General features: G+C 62.1%; 21 protein-coding genes and 1 riboswitch. Of the genes, 8 read left to right on the top strand and 13 right to left on the bottom strand.

From position 1 onward, the window contains the following. Positions 1 to 17 precede the first annotated feature (17 nt). A complete protein-coding gene (locus tag ABX74_RS20625) occupies positions 18 to 1,520 on the top strand; it encodes an MFS transporter (RefSeq protein WP_019746694.1) in 1,503 nt (500 codons plus the stop codon). Positions 1,521 to 1,861: 341 nt separating this feature from the next. On the opposite strand, the gene ABX74_RS20620 is transcribed toward ABX74_RS20625, so the two are convergent. Together ABX74_RS20620 and ABX74_RS20615 are read right to left on the bottom strand one after the other, a co-directional pair. Beyond that, on the bottom strand, positions 1,862 to 3,469 hold the full coding sequence (locus ABX74_RS20620; RefSeq protein WP_029254374.1) for an ABC transporter substrate-binding protein: 1,608 nt from the start codon (positions 3,467 to 3,469) through the stop codon (positions 1,862 to 1,864). 159 nt (positions 3,470 to 3,628) lie between these two features. Further along, entirely contained in the window at positions 3,629 to 4,207 is a 579-nt protein-coding gene (locus ABX74_RS20615; RefSeq protein WP_029254373.1) for a CGNR zinc finger domain-containing protein, read from the bottom strand. A 63-nt stretch (positions 4,208 to 4,270) separates the two neighbouring features. On the opposite strand from ABX74_RS20615, the gene ABX74_RS20610 reads away from it, so the two are divergent. Both ABX74_RS20610 and ABX74_RS20605 read left to right on the top strand, forming a co-directional pair. Continuing rightward, positions 4,271 to 4,648 (top strand): hypothetical protein, encoded by a 378-nt coding sequence (locus ABX74_RS20610; protein WP_003941183.1) that lies wholly within the window; start codon positions 4,271 to 4,273, stop codon positions 4,646 to 4,648. 92 nt (positions 4,649 to 4,740) lie between these two features. Next, on the top strand, positions 4,741 to 5,085 hold the full coding sequence (locus ABX74_RS20605) for a hypothetical protein (RefSeq protein WP_029254372.1): 345 nt from the start codon (positions 4,741 to 4,743) through the stop codon (positions 5,083 to 5,085). Here the strand turns inward: ABX74_RS20605 and ABX74_RS20600 are convergent, their stop codons facing one another. Continuing rightward, on the bottom strand, positions 5,086 to 6,297 hold the full coding sequence (locus ABX74_RS20600; protein WP_037119167.1) for a saccharopine dehydrogenase family protein: 1,212 nt from the start codon (positions 6,295 to 6,297) through the stop codon (positions 5,086 to 5,088). Then, the gene (locus tag ABX74_RS20595) at positions 6,290 to 7,288 is read right to left on the bottom strand and encodes an alpha/beta hydrolase family protein (RefSeq protein WP_029254370.1); all 999 of its coding nucleotides are present in this window, start codon (positions 7,286 to 7,288) and stop codon (positions 6,290 to 6,292) included. The genes ABX74_RS20600 and ABX74_RS20595 overlap by 8 nt, the downstream gene beginning before the upstream one ends. 143 nt (positions 7,289 to 7,431) lie before the next feature. Here ABX74_RS20595 and ABX74_RS20590 point away from each other — a divergent pair, with 143 nt between their 5' ends. Continuing rightward, the gene (locus ABX74_RS20590) at positions 7,432 to 8,310 is read left to right on the top strand and encodes a DNA-binding transcriptional regulator (protein ID WP_047889597.1); all 879 of its coding nucleotides are present in this window, start codon (positions 7,432 to 7,434) and stop codon (positions 8,308 to 8,310) included. On the opposite strand, the gene ABX74_RS20585 is transcribed toward ABX74_RS20590, so the two are convergent. From ABX74_RS20585 to ABX74_RS20550, 8 genes are all read right to left on the bottom strand, one after another. Continuing rightward, positions 8,289 to 8,903: a hypothetical protein gene (locus tag ABX74_RS20585; RefSeq protein WP_047889587.1), complete on the bottom strand. Its 615-nt coding sequence runs from the start codon at positions 8,901 to 8,903 to the stop codon at positions 8,289 to 8,291. The two genes, ABX74_RS20590 and ABX74_RS20585, sit on opposite strands and share 22 nt — an antisense overlap. Before the next feature lie 210 nt (positions 8,904 to 9,113). After that, complete coding sequence (locus ABX74_RS20580; RefSeq protein ID WP_047889586.1) at positions 9,114 to 10,439, bottom strand: aminotransferase class V-fold PLP-dependent enzyme; 1,326 nt, start codon at positions 10,437 to 10,439, stop codon at positions 9,114 to 9,116. A gap of 53 nt (positions 10,440 to 10,492) precedes the next feature. After that, a riboswitch (SAM riboswitch) is annotated at positions 10,493 to 10,607 on the bottom strand. 60 nt (positions 10,608 to 10,667) lie between these two features. Next, positions 10,668 to 12,203, bottom strand: a complete 1,536-nt coding sequence (locus ABX74_RS20575; protein ID WP_047889585.1) for a PucR family transcriptional regulator — start codon at positions 12,201 to 12,203, stop codon at positions 10,668 to 10,670. Further along, positions 12,200 to 13,258 carry a DUF917 domain-containing protein gene (locus ABX74_RS20570; RefSeq protein WP_020906014.1) on the bottom strand — a complete coding sequence of 353 codons (1,059 nt, stop codon included), beginning with the start codon at positions 13,256 to 13,258 and terminating at the stop codon, positions 12,200 to 12,202. Before ABX74_RS20570 ends, ABX74_RS20575 begins: the two co-directional genes overlap by 4 nt. A gap of 6 nt (positions 13,259 to 13,264) precedes the next feature. After that, positions 13,265 to 14,374, bottom strand: a complete 1,110-nt coding sequence (locus ABX74_RS20565; protein ID WP_047889584.1) for a DUF917 domain-containing protein — start codon at positions 14,372 to 14,374, stop codon at positions 13,265 to 13,267. Next, the gene (locus tag ABX74_RS20560) at positions 14,371 to 15,951 is read right to left on the bottom strand and encodes a hydantoinase/oxoprolinase N-terminal domain-containing protein (RefSeq protein ID WP_047889583.1); all 1,581 of its coding nucleotides are present in this window, start codon (positions 15,949 to 15,951) and stop codon (positions 14,371 to 14,373) included. Before ABX74_RS20560 ends, ABX74_RS20565 begins: the two co-directional genes overlap by 4 nt. 30 nt (positions 15,952 to 15,981) lie before the next feature. Next, complete coding sequence (locus tag ABX74_RS20555; protein WP_021333723.1) at positions 15,982 to 17,349, bottom strand: purine-cytosine permease family protein; 1,368 nt, start codon at positions 17,347 to 17,349, stop codon at positions 15,982 to 15,984. A 166-nt stretch (positions 17,350 to 17,515) separates the two neighbouring features. Continuing rightward, positions 17,516 to 18,247, bottom strand: a complete 732-nt coding sequence (locus tag ABX74_RS20550) for an SDR family oxidoreductase (RefSeq protein WP_047889582.1) — start codon at positions 18,245 to 18,247, stop codon at positions 17,516 to 17,518. A 244-nt stretch (positions 18,248 to 18,491) separates the two neighbouring features. On the opposite strand from ABX74_RS20550, the gene ABX74_RS30465 reads away from it, so the two are divergent. Continuing rightward, entirely contained in the window at positions 18,492 to 18,632 is a 141-nt protein-coding gene (locus tag ABX74_RS30465) for a hypothetical protein (protein WP_003941170.1), read from the top strand. Between the two features lie 15 nt (positions 18,633 to 18,647). On the opposite strand, the gene ABX74_RS20545 is transcribed toward ABX74_RS30465, so the two are convergent. Beyond that, a complete protein-coding gene (locus ABX74_RS20545; RefSeq protein WP_030245220.1) occupies positions 18,648 to 18,974 on the bottom strand; it encodes a hypothetical protein in 327 nt (108 codons plus the stop codon). Positions 18,975 to 19,013: 39 nt separating this feature from the next. On the opposite strand from ABX74_RS20545, the gene ABX74_RS20540 reads away from it, so the two are divergent. The 3 genes from ABX74_RS20540 to ABX74_RS20530 all read left to right on the top strand — a co-directional run. Beyond that, entirely contained in the window at positions 19,014 to 19,418 is a 405-nt protein-coding gene (locus ABX74_RS20540; protein ID WP_047889581.1) for a hypothetical protein, read from the top strand. 428 nt (positions 19,419 to 19,846) lie between these two features. After that, the gene (locus ABX74_RS20535; RefSeq protein ID WP_007727149.1) at positions 19,847 to 21,700 is read left to right on the top strand and encodes a BCCT family transporter; all 1,854 of its coding nucleotides are present in this window, start codon (positions 19,847 to 19,849) and stop codon (positions 21,698 to 21,700) included. Positions 21,701 to 21,822: 122 nt separating this feature from the next. After that, the coding region (locus ABX74_RS20530; protein WP_047889580.1) for a non-ribosomal peptide synthetase at positions 21,823 to 23,565 on the top strand (1,743 nt) is incomplete at its 3' end.

Below are 23,565 nucleotides of genomic sequence, written 5' to 3'. Positions count from 1 at the left end.
CCGATGGAGTTACCGCAATGTCGTCAACCACTTCTCCACCACCGACAACGCCGCCACAGACAACGAAGTCGCCAGCCACCACCGCAGTGGTGGCTGTTCTGGCGTTTTCCGGCATCGTCGTCTCGCTCATGCAGACGCTGGTCATCCCGATCATCCCGCATCTGCCCGAGTACCTGAACGCGCCGGCGTCCGATACCGCGTGGGCTGTGACCGCCACGCTGCTCGCCGCCGCCGTCGCCGTCCCGACCATGGGCCGCTTGGGCGACATGTTCGGCAAACGCCGTCTACTCCTGATCAGCATGGCGCTGTTGGTAACCGGTTCGGTGGTCGGAGCACTCAGTTCGAGCGTTATCCCCCTCGTTGCCGGCCGAATCCTGCAGGGTCTTGCTGCCGGCGTCATCCCGCTCGGTATCAGTGTGATGCGCGATGTACTTCCGCCCAAGAAGCTCGCCGGCGCTGTTGCGATGATGAGCGCTTCGCTGGGAGTCGGTGGCGCTCTGGGGCTTCCGATCGCGGCTTTGATCGCCGAGTACGCCGACTGGCACGTCCTGTTCTGGGCGTCAGCCGTGCTCGGCGCGCTTGCGGCCGTTCTTGTTGTCGTCCTGGTCCCCGAATCGGCGGTTCGCACAGGAGGCACGTTCGATTTCGGCGGAGCAATCTCACTCTCAGCCGCCCTCATCGCTCTGCTACTCGCAATTTCCAAGGGTGGCGACTGGGGTTGGACGAGCACGCTCACGCTTTCCCTGTTCGGCGCCGCGATCCTGATATTCGGATTCTGGGCATGGTGGGAACTACGCACCCCCAAGCCGCTGGTGGATCTACGCGTATCCATCCGCCGCCAGGTGCTCTTCACCAACCTCGCATCCATCGTGTTCGGATTCGCGATGTTCGCCGCCAGCATGGTCTTTCCCCAGGTAGTCCAGTTGCCTGAAATCACTGGTTACGGCCTCGGCGGTTCGATGCTCACCGCAGGTCTGGTCATGGCTCCCTCCGGCATCATCATGATGCTGATCTCTCCGCTGTCCTCACGCATCACCAATTCGCACGGCCCCAAAGTGACGCTCATGCTCGGCGCCATTGTGGTCGCAATCGGTTACGGCATCGGCATTTTCGCCATGCACTCGATTTGGGAACTGATCGTGATCGCAGTGATCATCGGCGCCGGTACCGGTATGGCTTACGGCGCAATGCCCGCTCTCATCATGGGGGCTGTTCCTCCGTCCGAGACCGGTGCAGCCAACAGCTTCAACACTCTGATGCGCTCCCTCGGTACATCATTCGCCAGCGCCATCGCGGGTGTCGTCATCGCCCAGATGACCATGTCCGTCGGTGGGGCAACGCTGCCGTCGGAGAACGCTTTCCGCGTCGTCATGGCCCTCGCTGCCGGATCCGCCGTCATCGCACTCGTCCTGGCCGGTTTCCTCCCTCGGTTCAACGGCTCGAACTCCCGCAAGGAGATTGGTAGCCAGCACACCGATACGTCCCCGACCACGTCGAAGGAATCCGTCCCGACGCACTGAGCAAGTGCGCAACACACACAGCACGGCCCCGGCGGAGTCCAACTCCGCCGGGGCCGACGCGTTTCACACATTTTGCGGTTGATACACCTGCAGACGACCGTTTCGTGACATGCTCCGTTGAGATGGGTGCTCGTTCGATACTCGGGGAAAGGATGCCGCGATCGCCGCTCCTCGTGCTGACGTCGCCCTTGCCGTCGCCGCTGCTGCCGTCCTGGGCATAGGCGTCGGTGTTCTTCTTGCCGATGTCGTCGCCGGCCTGGCTGCAGGTGCCGGTGCTGCAGTGGTATTTCGGTTTGCACTTCGGATGATCAATACCCGAAAGTGAGCGTTTGCCGAGGGTCCTACTTCAGGACACGGATCGCCGAGCCCGGAAGGATTCCGCTCGACGGCGGGTAGATCGACGTTGCGCCGTTGAAGAACATGTGAGCGGGAGTCGTGGATACCGGCAGCAGGTCGATGTCGTTGAACAACGCGCGCTCACTTTCCTCCCAGACCTTGCAGGACTCGTCACCGGGAAGAAGCGAAGCCTCAGTGGACAATTCGATGTACGTCTTGTTGTCGAGGGAAGCGAAGTTCACTCCTTCAGGTTTGGGCGGGCCGGTGAAGTACTTGGCAAAGATGCTCGGCGTATCACTCCCCAGCGTCAAACCGATGGAAACGTCCCACGACGACAGGTCGGTGGTGCTGAATGTGTTGGCAATGACGAAACTGTAGTCGCCGCCGGTCAGTTTCACCTTCGCGCCCAGTCCTTCCCACTGTGTTGCTACGTATTCCGCGGCGGCAGAGTTTGTATCGCGTGAGTTGTTGAAAATTACGTTGAGGGCAAGCGGTCGACCGTCCTTCGTCAGGAGGCCGTCGGGACCCGCCTTCCAACCTGCGTCGGACAGCGTTTTCTTTGCTGCATCGACGTCGAAATCGGGGATCGTCCCTTCGACACTGTTGTAGTCGCAGGCAAGGGGTTCCGAAACCGCGAGGGCGCGTGCACGGGTTCCTTTACCGCCGGTGGTGATCTCGGTGTAGTCGTCCAGGTCTACTGCCTGCACAAGGGCCTGCCGTACAGCACGGTCTGCCGTGGGTAGGGCCGCGAAATGATTGAAGATGAACTCGCCGGACAACGTGGTGTAGGTCTTCGAATCCAGACCCGCTGCCAAGACTCGTTCCTCGTCCGAACCTGTCACCGCCGCGGCATTCACTCCACCGGTGAGAACAAGATTCGCCGTCGTACTCGGATCGGTGACAATCTTGATCGTCACTGTCTTCGGCACCCCGAGAGTGTCGGAAGTGGTCTCACCGTTCGGACTCCAGGTGTAACCGTCGCGGCGTTCCATCGTGATGTGATCGTTGGGAACAACTTCGGTGACCTTGAACAGACCCGTTCCGTTACTACTCGAACGGATACTGGCCGGGTCTTCGAGCGTCGCAGCGCACGGAAGCCGCATCGATCCTATTCGGGAGAGCAAGAAGGGTGCCGGTTCGGCTGTCGTGACCGTCAGTTCGTCACCGTCCGCGGACGCGACCGTCGACGACGGCACGGTGGATCCTCGTAGCGGTGAAGCGTTTTCAGGGTCCATGACCCAGTTGATGTCATCGGCTGCGGTCTGCGCGGTGAAGGAAGTGCCGTCGGCACAAGTGACGCCCTTCTTGAGCACGAACTTCAGCGTGTTTCCTTCTTCACGCCAACTCTCCGCCAGATACGGACGCACCGTGCGGGTTTGCGCATCGATGTCGATCAACGAATCGTACGAGTACGCGTTCACGATCTGAGTCGACGTAAGGTTGGTGATCAGAGGGTGCAGATTTCCGGGATCGGCGTTGATGACAGTCGTGAAACTGCCGTCCTTTGCATACTCACCGACCGAACCTTCGGGGCCGGATGCGCCGCCACACCCGGCCAGAGTGAATACGCCAACGCTGATAACTGCTGTCGCGGAGACAGAACGGGCTTTCATACGAGCCGCCATCTACTAGGAGTTGCCATGGCGACAATCGTGCGGGACTGACGTGGTCTGTATCTCGTTGAAGTTCCCCATACAGTCGGCCGTACTCTGTTCGATTGTCACTATCGACCGGGCAATCGCAGACGCTAAGTACGACGCCATCGTTGACGACTAAGTACGACGCTGCCGTTGACGGTGATTCGCGACGTTGATTCGGTTGCCGCACAACGCCGGCATGCAGTAGCGGCGTCGCCCTCCCCGGCTCGTATCGACAAACACCCCGTTGCACGTCGGCGATGCGCATGGGCGGAATCGTTCGTACCCCAATGTGCGCAGAGTCCCCAGCAACGAGAAGCCGATCAACAACGCAAGCTCACCCGTGAGATCGATTCTTCTGTCCGGTACCGCATTCCATCGATAGTCGTACTGGGCATCAGGCACGAGTCGAACGTGATGCGGGACAGTCTGCAGGAGTTGATCAGTGCGATCAACGAGCTCATCAGAAGTCGGAGCATCGAGAATCGAACGAATCTCCTCTCTGAGTGCCTGCACGTCGGCAAGTTCACCGCTGGTAAGCCGACGCCCGTTGCGGAGCGCATCCGGCGAGAGTCCATGTTCATCCAGTAGATCGTGAAGCGCCTGGGGGTCAGCCAACGCGTCACCTGCCTCCACCCAGACCCGGGGCGAGGTGTTGACCAGGTCGGTCGCGAACGACGCACCGACGACGTAATCGTCTAAAACTACTTGCATCCCTTACCGCCCTGCCTTACCGTAATTGAATAACCCAACTTTACACCTTACGGAGGCAGCGGGATGGAACATTGCGCAGACCACAGACTGCCCGAGATACTCCGAGACACTCATCACCGATTGCGCCGCGCCGGCACCGTGGCATCGGAGACGCCTGTCGTCGCTGCCGATCTCTACTGGTCGATCGGCGCGCTCGCCCAGTGCCTGACCGCGATGGACGAGGTCATTTCACAACTTGGAATCAATGCCCGAAAGCAGTTGCGAGCTGGAAAGTTCGACGTCCAGAGCGGACCGTTCGAAGGAGAGCCCGACGCCGCCTTACTCACCGCAGTTCTTGCGCTCGCCAGAGCATCGAGTAGTTGCGAACCGGTTCAGGCGGCAATCGGCAACGCTCAGATCGCGGTGAGCGATCTCGTCGTCGCGAGGACTACCAGCGCCTGACACTCGGGCGGGCCACCCGCCCCAGTAGAGACTGTATGGTTGGTTTTCGGCATCCGCCGAGAGCGTCGAACAGCAGGGACCGGGTTTTCACTGTGAGTACAGGGACATCAACGATCTACGAGGACAGGACCGTCCGAATCGACGATCAGGGCGTCACGATCCGCCACTATTACTTCCCGTTTGTCAGCAAGTTCGTTCCGTACTCACAGATCGAATCCGTCGACCTCGGAGTCATGTCATGGCTGAGTGGACGCTTACGAATTTGGGGAACAACAGATTTCAGCTCGTGGTACAGCCTGGATCTTTCACGCCCGTGGAAGGAGACCGCGGTGGTACTCACCCTCGCCGGCCGCGGAGCGCCTTCATTCAGCCCCAAGGACGGAGATCGCGTCGAGACCGAAATCCGCAGTCGCATCGGATCGCACGCCGCGAACTGACTAGCGAAACTCGGATTCGACGGTAACGATGTCACTCCAGTCGGTTCGACCGAACAACCGCGCCAGTGCAGTGAACAGAACGTCCGGGTCGATGACGCTCTCGGCTGAGTGCACACCGACCGGATCCCGAATCGTTCCGTCGGCCAGCCGGGACACCACCTGAGCAAGGCCGAGCGCCAAGGGGATTCCGGTTGCACCGGCCATGTCCGACAGTAACGCCGATACCGGTGAATCGTCAGCGATCCGTGCCACGACGCGCATCTCTCGACCTTCGCGCACCCCGGTCGCCGAGGCGAAAAACAACGGCAAGGATCCATGACCGGCACGCGTGAGCATTCGAGGCGCAGCACGGATCATCCGCCGGAGCGAGGGCTTGCCCAATTCTTCAGCAGCCGAGTCGAGATCAATTCTCCCCTTGTCGATATCTGAGCGGAGAACGTCGAGAAACGCCACGGTTTCCGGTGTGATCACCATCAGATTTGCCGAATGCCCTGCAGGATTGATGGTCCGATGAAACATCACCGGCTCCGGATGCCCGACCACGTAAGCGTTCCCCCGACGTCCGCCGGGCAGTTCGAGTGCGATGGAACGCAACGGTTCTTCGTTGACGATTCGCCCCGCACGAACCACTGGAACCGTGCCGCTGATCTGCTGCATCCAGTGAACGGCCGCTGCACTCAATGTGTCCACCGACTCGTCCTCGCCCTCGACATCAACCGGCCAGGCTGTATACAGATCGTCGACCACGTCCAATCGCGAGACTGCCATCGCGGCCAGGAGGTTACTCATCCCGGGACTTGCGCCCATGCCGACTACCGCACAGATTCCGGCTCCCCTCGCGGCACAGTCCAATTCCAGCATGTCGACGGCCGGCTCCCAGTCGTCGCAGATGTCGAGATAGTGAGTCCCGGTCTCGATCGCTGCCTGGAGAATGCCGACGCCGAAACGGAAGAACGGTCCGACCGTATTGACGACCACGTCTGCGCCGTCAAGCAATTCACGTAGCGTGCGACCGTCCGTGACGTCGATGCTGCGCGCCTCGACTTCCGCTGACGCCTGCGCCAGTTCAACTGAAAGACGCTTCGCAGCATCGATATCGCGATCCGCGACTACTACCTTGCCGATTCCCGGCAATGTTGCGGCCAGACGAACTGCTGCCGAGCCCATGGCACCGGCACCACCCAGTGCGACAACCGTGATTCCGTCAGCCATGAATTCCCTCCAAAAATGCAGTCTGATCCGCTAGATAGCCGGGAGCGAAGATCGAACGGGGAGCAAGAACGGCCACCAGAGCCGACATCAATTCCGAGTCTTCGAGGTCCTTCTCCACAATCGAGTGAGTGGCGTCGGGGTACTTCTTGACCACCAGTTGCCCTGGCGAGTCGAGTAATTCGCGGTACACCCTTTCGGTATCAGCCACGTCGACGTTGACGTCTTGTCCGCCGATGATCAAGAGCACCGGAACCTTCACGGTTTCGAGATCGGCTCGCGCATCCGAGAGGTAGTTCTTTCGGATGAAGTTCCACCGGTCTTCGGTGAGACCGTCGGCCTCGCCGGAGGCCACGAGATCGTCGAACGATGCATCACGGGCCAACTGATCCAAGTTCTTCGCACGATCGACCCGCGCTTTCTCGAACTCGTCGGCCGACGCATTTCTCTCGGAAAGTTCGGCTAGGGTATTGAATTCGCCTTGTTGGAGCCAGTTGATCGCGGGACCCACGGCAATGACGAACGCTACGTCCGGGTCGAGGTTCACCACCTTGGGCATCACCCACCCTGCCTGGCTTGCACCCCACAGACCGATACGAGACGGATCGATATCCGAACGTCCCCGCGCCCACTCGATTGCCGCTTCCGTTTCTGCCGCGCGATCGTCCATGCTCTGATCGAGCCAATTGCCCGGTGCCCCATTCACCCCCGGCTTGTCCCAGGAGAGTGACGCGTACCCCGCCTTTGCGAACGCCTCCCACACCGGTCGATAGAACGTCTCATGTGTTGCATCGACCGGGCCGTCTCCGTGGACGAAAACCACGAGCCCGAAGGGACCGTCACCGTGTTCGGGCAGTGCAAGGACTCCCTGGAGCGGCACCGATCCCCCGGTGATCGTCACTTTTTCCTCACGGATGTCATAGGTGTTCTGGTACAGCGTCCAGCCCACCAGAGTCGCGATCAGAACAACGACCACCGCCAGGGAAGTAACCATCCACCTGCGTAAACGAGGCTTACTCTTGCCCTCGCTCATCGATTCCGCTGCCATCTTCCCGCCCTAACGTACGAATTTGAAACGATCGTATTGCATTCGATAGTACAGTTGTGGGCGAAGATGTCGAGAAGCGAGGAAAGGACATGGCGATGACCGACATGGACGTCGATGTACCCACGAGGATCTTGATCGAGGGACTACTGCGCACGGACGGAACTGTCGACGGACGCACCCTTTATGCCACCGCCGACGCCCTCGACAAAACTGATCAACAGGTTCGGCTGTGTATCAAGCGGTTGGTCACCGAGGGGAAGTTCACTCAGGAAGGTCGCGGGCGGCAGGCCACGCTACGAGCAACGCCGAAAGCCGTGCGCGAGATGGAACCCGACGTCGAATTCGTTCGGCTGGCCTATCAACAAGACCGCGACACTGTGACGCCGTGGGACGGGTATTGGCACCTGGCCGGGTTCGCAATTCCGGAGTCATCGCGGAAAGCGCGAGATGCGCTGCGCACCAAGGTCGTTTACCTCGGCGGCGCGCTCGTCCAGGGCGGTCTGTACGTCTCGCCGCACGCCTGGGAACCGTATATTCGCGATGCGGCCGCCGAACTCGACGTCGAACAGCACCTGTCTTCTCTCACCACTCGAGATCTGAAAGTGGGCATGCTCGTAGACCCCGTGAAGATTGCCGCGCAGTTGTGGCCACTGGACCAGATCGCTGACGGATACGAACGGCTGCTCGACGTAGCGACCGCACGCCTGCACAAACTGCAGAACGGTTCCGGTACCGATGCTGTCACGATGACCATCGAGCTCGCGGCGGAATTCACGCGAGCCATGGAACCGGATCCGCTGTTGCCGCCGGAACTACTGCCCACCAACTGGATCGGCACGAGGGCTCGGTCGATCACTGCGCAATGCTGGACGCTTCTGGCACAGGTGGACGGTGCCGACGAATTACCGTCGCTGTTCCACCTGTACGCAGATGCAATCGGTGACGATCAGGACGCAAGCGTGCGCTGACGGGGCGGCAGTCCGAAACGCCCGAGAACCTCGTCGACTGCGGTGGACGGTGTGACAAGTCCGCGATCCTGAAGCCACGGAATGGTGCTGTCCACCAGATGCTCGAGCGCGCGAGGCAATGCGAGAGGCAGCAACGTAACGCCGTCGGCGACCTCGGCAGCTCGGATATCGGCGATCAAACTGCCGAGACCGGAAGGCGTTCCGACGTAGTGAAGCGAAACGGGAACCCGCGGCGCCGTCAACGCGCTGTCCAACTGTGCAAGCTCTTTACGGGCGGAGCGAGCCTCCGGCGCGATCAGAATCTCGAGATCGACCAGTACTGCGACACTGTCGGGATCGCGTCCTTCTTCGGCGACAGCAGCGCGTATCCGTGCACGTTCGAGCTGTGCCTCACGCAGGTCCGCAGCGCGAATCCGAACCACATTGGTAGGGAATGAGGCTAAATCGAGAGCCTTTTCGCCCTCGGTGAGGTCCACCCAGTAGTCGCCGCCGATGATGGGCAGGTTGCCGGGTGCGCCCTCAGCTGCCGGATGGTGACCGGATCCGGTCAACTCGACCGCTACGTGCAGAGAATGCGAAGCGCGTGAAGACATGTGAGACCTCCGAAAATCAGAAAAGTATGGGATGAGCGAGACGAATCGTCAGCTCGAACACATTCCTGACGAGGTGCGGCACAGATCGACATGGCGACGGCACCACTGACCGAGAGTGATGCTCACTCTCGAAGGGGTGGCGGGGAAATCCGCTGGTGCCATGGCTGCCATGCTAGTTGTCCGTTCGAGTTTTCGGGGACCGAGCTCAGCTCAGACGCACTCGGCTGCGCCGGCGTTGTCGTCTGCGGCTCCGAGGAAGGGGCGGGTCTCGGGCACGGGGTTCCACGCACCGGCAGTCTTGGCGTAGTTCCAATCACGCTGATTCGAAACCAGGATGTTCACGGCGTCTACCAACCGCGTCACGTCGTCCGAGCTGCTACCGAGGCCGAGGCTGGCGCGAACTGCACCGCCGGAGAGGCCGAGGCGTGCGAGAACCGGGTGTGCGCAGAAGCGACCGTCGCGAACTCCGATGCCGTGCTCGGCGGAGAGGAATGCGGCGATTTCGCCCGCTTCGAATCCGTCGACGGTGAAGGTGACGATTCCGACGGCGTCCGGTGCGTCATTCCACAGTCGCACGAGCGAGACGCCCTCGATGGCGGACAATCCGTCGGTGAGCTGGGCGGTGAGTGCCTTCTCGTGCTCGGCGATGACGTCGAAGTCCAGCGCGTGCAGGGTTTCGCATGCGGTCGCGATGGCTGCCGCACCGAGAACGTTGGGGGAACCTGCCTCGTGGCGGGCAGGCGCGCAGGCCCACTCCGTGGACTCGATGGTCACCTCACGCACGGCGCCGCCGCCGGCGAGGTACGGCTGAGCCTCGTCGAGCCAGTCACGGCGTCCGACCAGAACACCCGCGCCGAAGGGCGCATAGAGCTTGTGACCGGAGAAAGCGATGTAGTCGACCCCGCATTCCTGCAGGTCGATGCGACGGTGAGGAGCCAACTGAGCTGCGTCGACGAGGATACGTGCGCCGCAACGATGAGCGATGTCAGCCAAGCGTGCAATCGGCAGGATCTCGCCGGTCACGTTGGAGGCACCGGTGATTGCGAGCAGCGCTGCAGGCTTGGTGCACAGTTCACCGATCAGACGCTCGATCGTCTCTTCGATGGTGTCTGCAGCGGTGACGATACGAGCGTCGTTCCACGGCAACAGGTTTGCGTGATGCTCGACATCGAGGACGACGGTGCTGCCGGGGACGCACTGCGCAAGCAGGTTCAGCGAATCGGTGGTGTTCCGGGTGAAGACGACAACCTGATCGTCGGCACAGTTCACGAAACGAGCAACGGATTCACGAGCGTTCTCGTAGGTGAGCGTGGAGATCCGAGACGCGTAGCCGGCACCGCGGTGGACGCTGGCGTATGTCGGCAGCAACTCGGCGATACGGTCGGTGACCTGGGCCAATGCCGGCGCACTCGCGGCGTAGTCGAAGTTGGCGTAGGAGCATTCGCCGCCCTGAACCAATCGAACCTGCAGGTCAGCACCCGAAACCTTGGCAATCGCGGTGGTGCGGCAGGTGTCGGCACTCAATACAGCAGTCATCGAAGACAATCCTCACGTTCAAGGACTCGTTCGTCGGGTGATGGCCCCGGAAGAGTCCGCGCTTGCCGCATTCGTTTTCGAACGCAGCCGGGTCGTCACCCGGAGCACCCCACCGCGGAGGAGGGTTGCCGACCAGCAAGCCGGGGCTGAACACTGGTACTCGTGACCTGGCAACGAGGATGGCAGGAACCTCCCTTGCTTGTCAAGACGAAGCCGCGAAGATCTCCGTCAGGGCGCGATGGTCCGGCAAGCAAGGTGGAGCGCGAGTCTCGTTTCCGGATCTGCGAGATCCACCGAGAGAAGGCGCTGAATTCTATCGATCCGACTCGATACGGTGTTGCGGTGCAAGCCCATTCGGGTTGCGGTGTGAGCCAGAGACGATTCTTCGTCGAGGTACGTCGACAGAGTCTCGAGCAACTCTCCATTCGAATCTCGTAGCGGCGCGAGCAGTGCCGCGGCTGCGGGCTGAAACGTGTCGGTTCGCGTCCACGCCAGCAGCAACTGCGCCAGACCCAGGCGGTCCACGTGCAGGAAGCGGCCTGTCTGCGACCTCGAACCCGCGAGCCGAGCGGCATCCCCGGCCTCAGACAGGGACGCACCGATTCCAGCCGGACCGTCGTGTGCGCGTCCCACACCGACCCAGGTCTCCATCGTGGGTTCCAACCTCGCCTGAGCTGCACGGATGCTCTCGGCGATCCTGGTGATCGACTCCGGTCGCGGCTCGCCCGGCAGAGTGGTCCACGCTGCCCAGCCGTCAGCCTGTTCCACGACATTGGCGTCGATTCCCTCGGCGGCGAGGGCGTCTGAGACCTCACTGCGCCTGGCCACCAGGTCGACCTCACCGACCGCCAGGACTTTGATGCCGATATGCCATCCGTCCAGTGCCCAACCCGCGTCGAGTGCGCGCCGGAGCAGTCCGGGTGTGGCGTCTGCTGACGTGTCGATCAGTTCACCGAGTAGCGCGCTACGCCGGCGCGCTTCACGCTCGTCGACCATGCGTGCAACGGCCAGTCGGTGCCCGGCAGCCAACGAGGCCACGTCGAGAACCACTGAGAGAGAAGCCTCTTCGACGCTTTGACGCACCGGGAGCAGCACCGCCAGCCAGGGCTCTCGGGCTGCGCCGGACATCACCGGGCACGCAATCAGGACCCCGCCGGAGTCCAATTCAACAGTGGTGGGCGCCCCGCGGCCCGACAACATACCGGCGGCTGCTCGATCAGCGTCGGACAACAAATCGGCGCCGGTCAGCGGGCGTCCGGACGCGTCCAGGAGGATGAACGAACGCTGAAATGTGTTCAGCAGCACCGACAGAAGATTCTCGACGCTTCCGCCGGCCCGCTGGCCCGCGTGTGTCGCCCGCAGTACCGCGTCGGCCATCACCGCCCGCGAATTCGAGAGAAGATCACGAAGATCCACGCTGAACTGCCACGGGTCGGATACTCCGAGCACCACCAGTCCGAGGCGATCGGCAAGCAACGAGAGATTCGCATCCTCCGCCGCAGTGCTGTGTACCGCGAGCACCCGGCAGCCGGTCGCCGCCGTGCGTCGAAGGAGAGCGTCGAATCTCCACTCCCCGACGTCGATTCGATCGAGAATCACCAGAACTGATCCTGCACCCGCCGCACCCGACACGGCCTCGGCTGACTGTGCCGATTCCCCGGTGAGCGCTCCCACTGTCGTCACGACGGGATCACCTTCGCCGGCAAGTCGATACAACCCGACAAAAATCGGGTTGTTCAGCAACGCCGACACACTCGCGCTCATTGCGCCTCCATCAGCACTGCGTCGTGGTCGATCCCGAAGGCCCGCGGGCCGACAACTTTCAACCTGCTCACATCTTCCGCCCACCACTGAGGGCCGGGCAGAACCAACACGGCCACGTCCTGCCCCTGGTGCACTGATTCGCACGAGACGAAGGCACCGGTCCGGACGTCGAGCAACGTCACGATGTCCGGACATGTCGCAATCATCTCGCCGTCCGACGCGACGGTCAGGAACTCACTTTCGAATTCGACTCGTATCACCGCAGAATCGTGTTCGAGAATCACGTTGCCCCGACGATCGCCGGCGTTCGGGCGACTACGACGCACCGCACGCACCCGGCCTGTCCCCATTACTCGCCCCCCGGAGCTTTCGGCGATCTCCCGCCAACTGCCGAGGGTCCCGACGTGCTGACCCAGTTCATATGCTCGGGACAGAGTTCCCGGAATGCACGCCTCCTGCACAGTCCGCGCATCGATCGACGCGATCGCCAGAGCGCCCCAACCGCTGGTTCTCCCGATCAACGACCGCACTGCTACCTCGGCGCCCAGCACATCCACTCCGTCGACGACGGTAATGAGGCCGCCGGGCTGGGCGAGAGTGACCGGGCACAATTCCAACCCGGCTGCGGCGAGAGAGAAGTGATCGAGCCGAGGCATCGCTCGACCGAGCAGGTCCGCGTCGACCACGGGAATCCCCAACGCCAACGCCGCCGCAATGCCGGAGAGAGCGTTGAGTCCACCGCCTTCGAAAGTCATCACCGCGGTCGGACGTTTACCAGTCCACCGCGTCAAAGCTGCTGCAGTGTCGGCAAACTCATGCCCGGAGGGCAGTTGCTCTTCCAAAGCCAGGGCCGATCCGACGATTCCCACCGGCATGATCATCGCCCCGGACGGCAACTGGTCCGGCGCGATGACTTCTACCGACGTTGACGTCATCAGTGGACGCAGCATTTCCACGAACAGGCGTGGATCGCCGCCCCCACCGCAGCCCAAGACCACCGCCCCCGCTGCGATCGCGTCGAGGTCGGCCTCCCGGACCGCGTGCAGCCTGCTCACGGCTCGCTATTCTGCCAGTACAGGTTGCTCGAGTGTCTCCACCGGCAGGAACGGGCGATCGAGTCCGAAGCTTGCCGGGCCGAAGACCGCCAGTGCCTCCGGTGTTCTCATGATCGGCGGAGTCGCGATCCCGATGACCGCAACTCGCTGCCCGTACCGCAATCCCTCGGTGGTGATGGGCTCGGCAGTGTCGGCCTCGACGATGCAGATAAGGTCTGGCACGATCGCCACCATTACTCCGGATTGCACGGCGATCAGATTTTCGTTCTGGAATTGAACTTCCAGCTCTTCGTCTCCGACGCCGGCGATCCGCACCGAACCTCGAGCGAACCCCTCATCGGTTCGCCGGTCGACATCGATCACCTTGCCGTGAAAGAGAACTCGCCCGTATCCGTAAAGCGTGTCGGAGAGACCGTCCACCAGCGCCTGAACCGGGTCCACCCGCTGCTCACGTGAAAGCCTGATGGACCGACCGATGGCCAAGGCCAACGACAGAGTCCGTGGGATCGCCGTCCGCTTCACATCTGCACCCGTCATCGAGTACTGCGCGATATGCGCCATCCCACCGAACCTCGACGTCACCCCGCGAGCGAGGCCCTCCAATCTGCTGTTGTCGCTGCCGGTGTCGAAGATCGCCACCTCGTCGTGCTCGTTCGCCATGGCGAGCGGACTCGCCGAAATCCCGTACACCGAGAAGGTTTCCATCTCGAGCTGAGGAAAGGCTCGTCCCATCCCGTCGGCGTCGACAACCGGCAGTCCGCGCCGCGCTGCCACCAGCAACGGAATCATCGAATTGATCCCGCCGCACTCCATCGGCATCGTGGCATCTGCAGTTCGCCCCGTGTGCTTCTCCAATGTGATCAGCGCCAGCTCGGGTTCGGTTCCGCGCGGCATCTTCTCGACCACGACGGTCGGTGCACCCATCTGCGCGACGGGGATCACCCACGCGTCGTCGTCGAGCTCCGCCGGATCCAGAATCGTGATTTCACCGGCTTCCCCGAGCGCCTGCGTGACCAACATCTTGCCGACGAACGGATCTCCCCCGCCGCCGGTCCCCAACAAAGCTGCGCCCCTGGCGAGGTCGTCGAGGTCTGCCGTTCGTAGTGTCCAACTCATCGTGAGCCTTCCTGACCGGTGGAGACCAGACCACTGTGCAGTGCCAAGTCACCGACTGCCTTCACTCGAATACGTGTTGCGTTGCCCGGCAGATACGGAATCGGGACCTCGTCGAACTCCACGATCTGCACCGACTCGGGCCGTGCGCCTGCTGCGACTGCCCGATCGATCGCCTCCTGGCGAGCGTCGTCGGCAAGAATCTGCCTGCGCCCGTCCCGTACCGCTTCGACTCGATCTACCTCACCACTGACCTGCGCGATCGCAGCGCCGATCGCATTGGCAACGTCGAAGCGCTCAGGACGAATCACCGTTCCCAGGCCGGGAAGTTCGTGCTCCAGCAAAACCGATCCCCCGCCAACCGCCACAACGGGAAGTGGATCCGACGTGGTCCGCATCTGTTCCACGGCGTCGGCGACCCGGCGCGAGATCCGGTCGAGTGCCGTCGACACCAGACCGCGGTCGAGGTGTGCCACCGCACTGCGATCTCCGACGTCGGCCAAGCCTGCCGCGACGGCTATGTCGGTGGCCGTCAACGTGTCACCGCCGAATACGAGTGCCCGTGAACCCAATTCGTATCCCACAGATTCGGGTCCGACTGTGAGTCCGTCCGCATCCACCAGCGAACCACCACCGATACCGATCGAGAAGACGTCCGGCATACGGAAATTGGTCCGTACCCCCGCGACCGTCACCTCCGTGGTGGCTTCTCTAGGGAAACCGTTGGTCAGTACGCCCACGTCGGTTGTGGTGCCCCCGATGTCGATCACCGCACAGCTGGCCAGACCGGACAGAACAGCGGCGCCTCGCATGGAGTTGGTCGGTCCCGACGCGAAAGTCGCCACCGGATAACGCCTTGCGTACTCGATGTCCATCAAGGTTCCGTCGTTCTGGCTCAGATACAGCGGTGCGGCGATGCCGTGCTCGACCAAAGAACTGGCAAGACCGTCGACGATGTGATCGGCAAGCTCGCGCAGCGCAGCGTTGATGATGGTCGCGTTCTCCCGCTGGAGTAGACCCACTCGACCGATCTCGTGAGAGAGCGAAATTGCGACGTCCGGACCGAGTTCCTGACGCACGATCTCCGCTGCCGCCGCTTCGCATTCGAGATTGACCGGAGAGAACACCGACGATATTGCGACCGAACGAGTACCGCTGCGAGCCATGTCGGCGGCATGGCGACGAATCTCGTCGGGATCCAGCGGTGAGATACGACGACCGTCGAACTCGTGCCCACCGTGAGCGAGGTAGTGCCTTCCTTGCACAGCGGAGACCAGGTCTCGCGGCCACCCCACCATCGGCGGAAGCGCTGCGGTCGTCGGAAGCCCCAATCGCAGAGCCGCTGTTGGTGCAAGTCCTCGCTGCTCGATGAGAGCGTTGAGAAAGTGCGTCGTGCCGATCATCACTGCTTGAACAGCGCTGGGAGAGAACGAGTACTGCTGCTGCAGCGCCGTCAGAGCTCCGCCGATTCCGCCGGTGATGTCCTTGCTGGTCGAGTGTTTGACATGCCCGATGACGGTGGTCCCGTCCATCAGGACCGCATCGGTGTTTGTACCACCGACGTCGATTCCGATTCGCATCGCGAACTCCCTTCTACAGTGTTTGCAGTGCTAGTGCGTGAGCGCAGATGTTCCCGAAGGCTCTTGCGGCGCTTCGGTTGTGGTGCGTCCGACCCCGCGAATCAGGCCGAGTCGACCCGCGACGACGTAGAGAACGAATGCCGAGGCCACCGCGTTGATGGACGGCAAACCGAAGGTGCTGTAATGCCCGATCAGCGCCGAGACGATCCAGATCACCAACGTGGCCGGTACCCAAGTGGGCGCCGAGTTCGGGAGGGTACCCGCGGCTCGACTCTCCTCCAGGTCCTTGCGCCAGGTCCTGACGATGAAGTACTCCGCCACCATGATTCCGGCGATCGGCGGGAATCCGACGCCTAACAGGATCAGGAAGTCGGTGAACGAGTTCAGGATTCCGGCAGCCGCGAGGATCGAACCGGTCACGCCGACCACAGCTGTGACGACGGCGCGATTGATGCGTCGCCCGAACACGACGTCGATGAAGTTCACGATGCCGAGCCCCGAGCTGTACAGGTTCCAGTCGTTGATCTTGAAAGTTCCGAGAACAATGATGAGAACGCCGACCCAGCCGACCGACGACAGGATGATCGTGGCGATGTCGGAACTGCGAACGGCATGCGCAAGAAGTACACCGGTCAATCCGATCACGTATTCGCCCAATGTGATTCCGACGAGTGTCTGCTTCACGACGTCACCCGCCGTGCGGTTGAATCGCGTCATGTCGGGTGTGATCACTGCTCCGGCAATGAAACCGCCTGCGACGATGGTGGTTCCGGCGAGGAAGCTGAGCTCCGGTCCGGCTGGAGCAGATGCCATCAGATCTGACAGCGAGTGATTGCGCAGTTCGGCGATGACGGCCCAACCCACCAGAAGCAGGAACAGGGGAACGGTGATGTTTGCGATCAGCTGCATCGAGCCGAATCCGCGAAGGACTATCGCGGTGATCAGAAGGCCGAAGACCAGGGCCCACGCCCACTGCGGCAGAAACGGCATGATTCCGTGCAAACCTGATGCAGAGACAGCAGATTGGATGCCGAACCAACCGATCAGGCTGACTCCGATCACCAGGCCGATCACCGCGGAACCAGCGTGCCCGAATCCACACCAGCGTGCGACCACCGACGTGTTGAGCCCTTCACGAACCCCGATGATGCCGATGAAAATACAGACAACCTCGAGAATCACCGCCCCGACTGTCAATGCCCAGAAGGCATTCCAGAACGTCATGCCGTAGCCGAGCGTCGCACCGAGCAGGAACTGTGCGAGTGCCGATACCTGACCAAATCGCTGTACTGCCACCGAGAACCACGAATACCGTGCTTCGTCGGGAACGCGGGTGAGCGCGTAGTCGTCACCGTCGGACACTTCACCGCCGGCGGCGGTCGTTGATGTGTTTTTCATGACGGACTCCTCGAATAGTTGGGAAGTGTTCTCGGAGAAGACGGTACGAATGTGGCCGGGGTCACGCCTATGGGCGAATTGGCGTTTCTTCGTGTTACGACAATGCATTTCGCACAGTCGTCTTTCACTCAGTCGTCATTTCACTCAGTCGTCAAATGGCACGGGTCTAGCGCAACGCGTACCCGCCGTCGGGGTACAGCGTGGAACCCGTTGTGTACGTGTTGGTGAAGAGATAGAACACCGCTTGTGCAATCTCGTCTTCGTTCCCGACACGGCCGAGCACGTTGTTCTCCGCACTCCAGGTGAACGCCGCCTCCCGAACCTCCGCCGGGCGCTGAGCCCACAGATGCCCGTCGATGGTTCCGGGAGCAACGGTGTTGACGCGAATCGGCGACAGTTCGACCGCCAGCCCCCGCCCGAGTCCCTCGATTGCCGCATTGGCCGCAACGTAGGCCGCGGCAGCCGCGGGTGGCCGCACACTGGCAGCACCGGACATGAGGACCACCGATGCGGTGGGTGTCAGCCTGTCGAGCGCAGCGTGCACGACGCGGTACTGCCCCCAGAACTTGGAGGTGAACGGCGACGCCGCTTCCTCGACGCTCTGTTCACGGAACGAGCCGACCTGGTAATCGGCAGCCGTGGTGAAGAGAGCGTCGACGCTGGGGATGTTGGTGAAGAACGCTTTCACCGAGTCGTCGTCGGAGGTGTCGACGGTGAACCAGTGCGCCGCCGCACCCAGCTGCGTGGCCGCTGCTTCCAGCTTGGATGCGGTTCGGCCACCGAGAACTACCTGCGCGCCGGCGTCGACGGCAAGCTGCGCCACCCGCAGCCCGATGCCTGTTCCGCCGCCGATCAGTACGACGGTCTTGCCTGAGAGAGGAGAAGGTGTCGTTGTCATTTAGCGACTGTAAGGCTCACCGAATTGTCCCGACATGTGCAGAATGCACAGATTTCACTACGCCACGGTGCTAAGTATCCAGACTAAGCCGGTAGAGACTGCCGCCCCCAGGGATCTCACTTGACTGAGTTTGCTGCGTCGAAACTGCCGTCACATGCACTCCTCCTTCGAGTTCGCTTGTAACAAAACAACTCCCACGACCGAAAATGTCGGTGAACCACAACCGCGAAGGGAAGTAACGAATATGGGATCAGCAGATGTCATGGCCTGGCTCGCCGAGGGTTACCTCGCCGGCGACCCGATTCGCTATCCGCTCTACGTCGGATCGATGTTCCTCGCGATGCCGTTCCAGTTGATCGGCGTAATTCTGGGTCACCCCTTCTGAGTCGCCCCTATTGAGTCACCCCTTCCGAATCGTCACATCAGGCCAGGGCGGTCGACGTAGAACGGCCAGGGTTGCGATCACCGCGGCCGCCAACCCGATGAACTCCCCCATCAAAGCCGCCCTGGTGTGATCGACGGCCGGTGACCACGACGGCTCACCCTCGTGGATCGAGAACACTCCCACTGGCACCGGTATCGGGTCGCCCCGCCACCGCCGGTGTAGACGCGAAACCGTGATGATCGTCGATCCGTCGCTGGTCTGGTGAGGTTCTCCGAAGATCGTCGAGGTCCCTGATTCCCCTCGAAATCGCTCCACCGCATCACGAATCTCCATGATCTCCATCGTCGCACCGAAACAGCAGCCCTGTGCGAGTATCGGTCGATGGCAGAGTGGTGGAATCCGAGCAGGCGCGTCGAGCGATGGTGGCAGACGATCGTGCTGGTTTGGCTACTCGTTTTCTTCGGCCCAAGCACCATCGACAAGGTCATCACAGAACCCACAGCTTGGAATTGGACATTCCTCGCAATCTGGCTTTTCGCGACGGCCGGGTCTGCTTACTACGCAGTCCAAGCCTGGCGAAACAGGAACAAACCTCAGTCGGTGTGGTGGGAAGGGACAACTGCCCCCACCGAAATCCCTGCCGACGACGTCCGTAGTGCACTCGCGTCGACTGACGACCGTATTCCGGCAATCAAGGCACTACGCGAACTGCATCCGGGCTTGGGTCTGAAGGATGCGATGGATCTGATCGACGCTCAGCGGGGCGAACAGGGCCCGCATCACTGATAGTTGCGACCATCACAATCACAGTTAGGTATCGACACCTGACCGCCACGATCGGGCAAGCACGCCAGGAGTTAACCACCTGACAGACAGGCTGTTTCGCCGAGTTTGACAAATGTGGTCAATCGGTGAGCGTCGACTCGACCGATTCAACTCACCGTACCAATCGAATTCGCCGTTCAGCATTCCACTCATGGCCCAATGCCACTATTACCCAACGATTTACAACCGGAACTACGGCATCCAGTGAGAACTTTCACGACAGTGCAGCATCTTTCGTCCAGTTGAGTTGACCGAAACTTGACGTTACGTTGAATTTCAAAGCAATAGCCCGGTCTTGACCTGCGATGGTGTGAGCGAAACGCCCACCTACGCGTGACACGTGGCCGCCCTGATGGGCGCTGTGAATGCCTGAACGTTCGAGGAGTGGAATGACTGCGGTCAAAACTGCGTGGCGTGAACTACGGAAACCCGTGTTCATCCCCGCGTCGATAGTGATCTTTGCCCTGATCGCCTTTGCCGTGATCTACGCGGGAACCGCCGCGGATGCTTTCGAAACACTCAACAACGTGATCAGCGACGGCGTCGGCTGGTGGTACATCCTCTCGGCCACCGGTTTCGTGATCTTCGCGCTGTACTGCGGAATCAGCCGCATCGGCAACATCCGATTGGGACGTGACGACGAGCAGCCCGAGTTCGGGATGCTCTCGTGGTTCGCGATGCTCTTCAGCGCCGGCATGGGCATCGGGCTCGTGTTCTACGGAGTAGCCGAACCACTTTCGCACTACGTGACCCCACCCGTCGCCGGGCAGATCGCCGGATCCACGGACGCCGCAGCCAATCAAGCCATGGAACTGACGCTGTTCCACTGGGGCTTGCATGCATGGGCGATCTACGTCGTCGTCGGCCTTGGTCTGGCGTACATGACCTACCGAAAGGGTCGCCCGCTGTCGATCCGTTGGCTGCTCGAGCCGCTCCTCGGACGGGCTCGCATCGAAGGAAAGATCGGCCACGCCATTGACGTCGTCGCCATCGTCGGCACGCTGTTCGGTGTCGCGACGTCGCTGGGCTTCGGTGTCCAGCAGATCTCGGCCGGCCTCGACTACCTCGGCTGGGTGGAGACCGACAACTGGTTGGTCATCACCATCATCGTCATCGTGACGGGCATGGCGACCTTCTCGGTCGTCTCCGGTGTCACGAAGGGCCTCAAGTGGCTCTCCAACATCAACATGATGCTCGCTGCCGCGCTGGCACTGTTCGTCCTGATTCTGGGACCGACGCTGTTCCTCATGCAGTCGTGGGTGCAGAACCTCGGCGGATACGTCCAGGCCTTGCCCGAACTGATGCTGCGCACGTCCCCTTTCGCCGAAGACGGCTGGCAGGGCGCATGGACCATCTTCTACTGGGGTTGGTGGATGAGCTGGGCACCGTTCGTCGGCATGTTCATCGCGCGCATCTCACGCGGCCGCACCATCCGCGAATTCGTCTTCGGTGTGCTGCTGGCCCCGACGCTGGTTGGTTCGTTGTGGTTCACGATCTTCGGTAACTCCGGCATTCTGCGTCAGCGCAACGAGGGCACGATGCTCGACGCATCCGGCGCAGTGGACACCAACACGTCGCTGTTCACGCTTCTCGACGGACTTCCGCTCGGAACGATTTCGAGTGTTCTCGCGATCGTCGTGATCGTGTTCTTCTTCGTCACGTCCGCGGACTCCGGCTCGATCGTCATCGACATCCTCGCGACCGGTGGCAGCTTGGAGACCTCCAAGATCACGCGTGTCTACTGGACGTTCCTCTCCGGTGCCGCGGCCGCAGTTCTCCTCATCGTGGGTGGCAGTGGATCGCTCACGGCGCTGCAAACCGTTGCCATCGCCACGGCGGTACCGTTCTCGGTCATCATGGTGCTGGCATGTCTGTCGATGCTGAAGGCGTTCCGATACGAGGTCGCGTCGGCACCACGCTACCTGCGGGTTTCTACAAATGCCTCGGCATCGACCGACGTTCCGCAACCCACCGAAAAGCGGCTCCGCGATCTGAAGATCTCGTCGACCTTCGCCGGGCTCACCCCGTCACAAAGCGGAATCATGACGGATCCCTCCGACGCCCACATGCTCGTCGCGGTCCACGAAGTTCCCGCCCATGCGGTCAACATCGACCCGGATACCGGCGCCGTCGACTTCTCCGAGGAATCGAAGGTCGTCGATCCGCTGGGCGGAGAGGTGTTCGACACACCCGAGTTCGCCGACTCGGCAGAAGGCCACGCGCAAGCTGCCAGTACGGACTGACCGGCACGTTCGGCATGTTGCATTAGGCATATCTGTTCACCAACTCGCAAACTTGTCATGAGACTTTCAACTCGACAGTTCGCAGGACTCTAAGTTTCGTGAGTAGAACAGGACCAACGGGTTTGCCACTCCAGTCGCAGTCGGAGACGGAACAATCTTTCGGGATTCCGTCCGTATTCCTACGGTCGGCGCATGCACCTGCGCCGCGCACGCTCATCGACATCGTGCGGGCCTCAGCCGAGGCCAACCCGGAAGCACCTGCCATCGACGACGGCGACACCACACTGTCGTACTCGGAGTTGCTCGACGAGATCGCGCTCGGTGCGCGCTGGCTCGGTGATGCCGGCGTCGGCGCAGGTGACCGCGTCGGAATCAGGATGCCGTCAGGTTCGCGTTCGCTGTACGTGGCGATCCTGTCGATCCTCGCGGCGGGCGCCGCCTACGTTCCCGTCGACGCCGACGATCCGGAAGAGCGCGCCGAGTTGGTGTTCGGCGAGGCGCAGGTAGCGGCGATCATCACCGGCGACGGAATCCAGCCGGGGACGGCGCCGAAGCGGCTCGAACATCCACCGGTTCGCGAACCCGAACCCGAGGACGACGCCTGGATCATCTTCACCTCAGGATCCACGGGCACCCCCAAGGGCGTCGCGGTCACTCACCTCAATGCCGCAGCCTTCGTCGACGCCGAGGCGCGCATGTTCCTCCAGGACGAGCCCATCGGGCCTGGTGACCGCGTCCTCGCGGGACTCTCCGTGGCATTCGACGCGTCCTGCGAGGAGATGTGGCTCGCGTGGCGCCACGGCGCCTGCCTCGTCCCGGCTCCTCGTTCGCTGGTTCGCAGCGGCATGGACCTCGGCCCGTGGCTGGTCTCGCGTGACGTCAGCATCGTCTCCACTGTGCCGACGCTTGCGTCTCTGTGGCCGGCCGAGGCCCTCGAAGCCGTTCGACTCCTGATCTTCGGCGGCGAAGCCTGCCCACCCGAACTGGCCGAACGCCTGGCCGTCGAGGGCCGCGAGGTCTGGAACACTTACGGCCCCACCGAGGCAACCGTCGTCGCCTGCGGCGCACTGATGGACGGCAAGAGCCCCGTCAGCATCGGCCTCCCCCTCGACGGCTGGGACCTTGCCGTCGTCGACGCCCAGAGCAATCCCGTCGCGGTCGGCGAGGTGGGCGAGCTGGTGATCGGCGGCGTCGGCCTCGCCCGTTACCTCGACCCCGCGAAGGACGCCGAGAAGTACGCGTCGATGCCCTCGCTCGGGTGGGAACGCGCCTACCGAAGCGGCGACCTGGTCCGGCTCGAGACCACCGGCCTGATGTTCCAGGGCCGCGCGGACGATCAGGTCAAGCTCGGCGGCAGGCGCATCGAACTCGGTGAGGTCGACAACGCCTTGCAGAATCTGCCGGGTGTGAGCGGCGCTGCCGCAGCCGTGAAGAAGACGGCAGCCGGCAACCAGCTCCTCGTCGGGTACATCGCCAGCACGGATCCCGACTTCGATCTCAAGGCCGCTCATGCACTGCTCAGCGAGCAGCTACCAGCAGCCCTCGTGCCGCGTCTGGCGTTGATGGACGAACTTCCGACGCGTACGTCAGGCAAGGTCGACCGCAATGCGCTGCCGTGGCCGTTGCCCGGCGCCGGTGAAGATGCCGGGGCCGCGTTGGGCCTCGACGGCACCGCTGCCTGGGTTGCCGGCCTGTGGGGATCGATCCTGGGAGCCCAGATCACTGGACTCGACGACGACTTCTTCGAAGTGGGCGGCGGATCCCTCTCTGCTGCTCAGTTGGTGACCGCCCTGCGCGAGCGGTTCCCCGAAGTGACCGTCGCACAGCTCTACGACCATCCACGGTTGGGATCGCTCGCCGAATAT

Source organism: Rhodococcus sp. ARP2, from assembly GCF_001029585.1.
GTDB lineage: Bacteria > Actinomycetota > Actinomycetes > Mycobacteriales > Mycobacteriaceae > Rhodococcus_F > Rhodococcus_F erythropolis.
The sequence above is the reverse complement of the archived record's forward strand: the minus strand, read 5'-3'. Positions and strand labels throughout refer to the sequence as shown.

What these genes read in the sequence shown, in the direction of transcription:
- ABX74_RS20550 (WP_047889582.1), bottom strand. Translation starts at nt 18,247, where the DNA reads ATGACAACGACACCTTCTCCTCTCTCAGGCAAGACCGTCGTACTGATC.
- ABX74_RS20615 (WP_029254373.1), bottom strand. Translation starts at nt 4,207, where the DNA reads ATGCAAGTAGTTTTAGACGATTACGTCGTCGGTGCGTCGTTCGCGACC.
- ABX74_RS20545 (WP_030245220.1), bottom strand. Translation starts at nt 18,974, where the DNA reads ATGGAGATCATGGAGATTCGTGATGCGGTGGAGCGATTTCGAGGGGAA.
- ABX74_RS20610 (WP_003941183.1), top strand. Translation starts at nt 4,271, where the DNA reads ATGGAACATTGCGCAGACCACAGACTGCCCGAGATACTCCGAGACACT.
- ABX74_RS20625 (WP_019746694.1), top strand. Translation starts at nt 18, where the DNA reads ATGTCGTCAACCACTTCTCCACCACCGACAACGCCGCCACAGACAACG.
- ABX74_RS30465 (WP_003941170.1), top strand. Translation starts at nt 18,492, where the DNA reads ATGGGATCAGCAGATGTCATGGCCTGGCTCGCCGAGGGTTACCTCGCC.
- ABX74_RS20565 (WP_047889584.1), bottom strand. Translation starts at nt 14,374, where the DNA reads ATGAGTTGGACACTACGAACGGCAGACCTCGACGACCTCGCCAGGGGC.
- ABX74_RS20585 (WP_047889587.1), bottom strand. Translation starts at nt 8,903, where the DNA reads ATGTCTTCACGCGCTTCGCATTCTCTGCACGTAGCGGTCGAGTTGACC.
- ABX74_RS20560 (WP_047889583.1), bottom strand. Translation starts at nt 15,951, where the DNA reads ATGCGAATCGGAATCGACGTCGGTGGTACAAACACCGATGCGGTCCTG.
- ABX74_RS20555 (WP_021333723.1), bottom strand. Translation starts at nt 17,349, where the DNA reads ATGAAAAACACATCAACGACCGCCGCCGGCGGTGAAGTGTCCGACGGT.
- ABX74_RS20575 (WP_047889585.1), bottom strand. Translation starts at nt 12,203, where the DNA reads ATGAGCGCGAGTGTGTCGGCGTTGCTGAACAACCCGATTTTTGTCGGG.
- ABX74_RS20620 (WP_029254374.1), bottom strand. Translation starts at nt 3,469, where the DNA reads ATGAAAGCCCGTTCTGTCTCCGCGACAGCAGTTATCAGCGTTGGCGTA.
- ABX74_RS20580 (WP_047889586.1), bottom strand. Translation starts at nt 10,439, where the DNA reads ATGACTGCTGTATTGAGTGCCGACACCTGCCGCACCACCGCGATTGCC.
- ABX74_RS20535 (WP_007727149.1), top strand. Translation starts at nt 19,847, where the DNA reads ATGACTGCGGTCAAAACTGCGTGGCGTGAACTACGGAAACCCGTGTTC.
- ABX74_RS20600 (WP_037119167.1), bottom strand. Translation starts at nt 6,297, where the DNA reads ATGGCTGACGGAATCACGGTTGTCGCACTGGGTGGTGCCGGTGCCATG.
- ABX74_RS20590 (WP_047889597.1), top strand. Translation starts at nt 7,432, where the DNA reads ATGGCGATGACCGACATGGACGTCGATGTACCCACGAGGATCTTGATC.
- ABX74_RS20540 (WP_047889581.1), top strand. Translation starts at nt 19,014, where the DNA reads ATGGCAGAGTGGTGGAATCCGAGCAGGCGCGTCGAGCGATGGTGGCAG.
- ABX74_RS20595 (WP_029254370.1), bottom strand. Translation starts at nt 7,288, where the DNA reads ATGGTTACTTCCCTGGCGGTGGTCGTTGTTCTGATCGCGACTCTGGTG.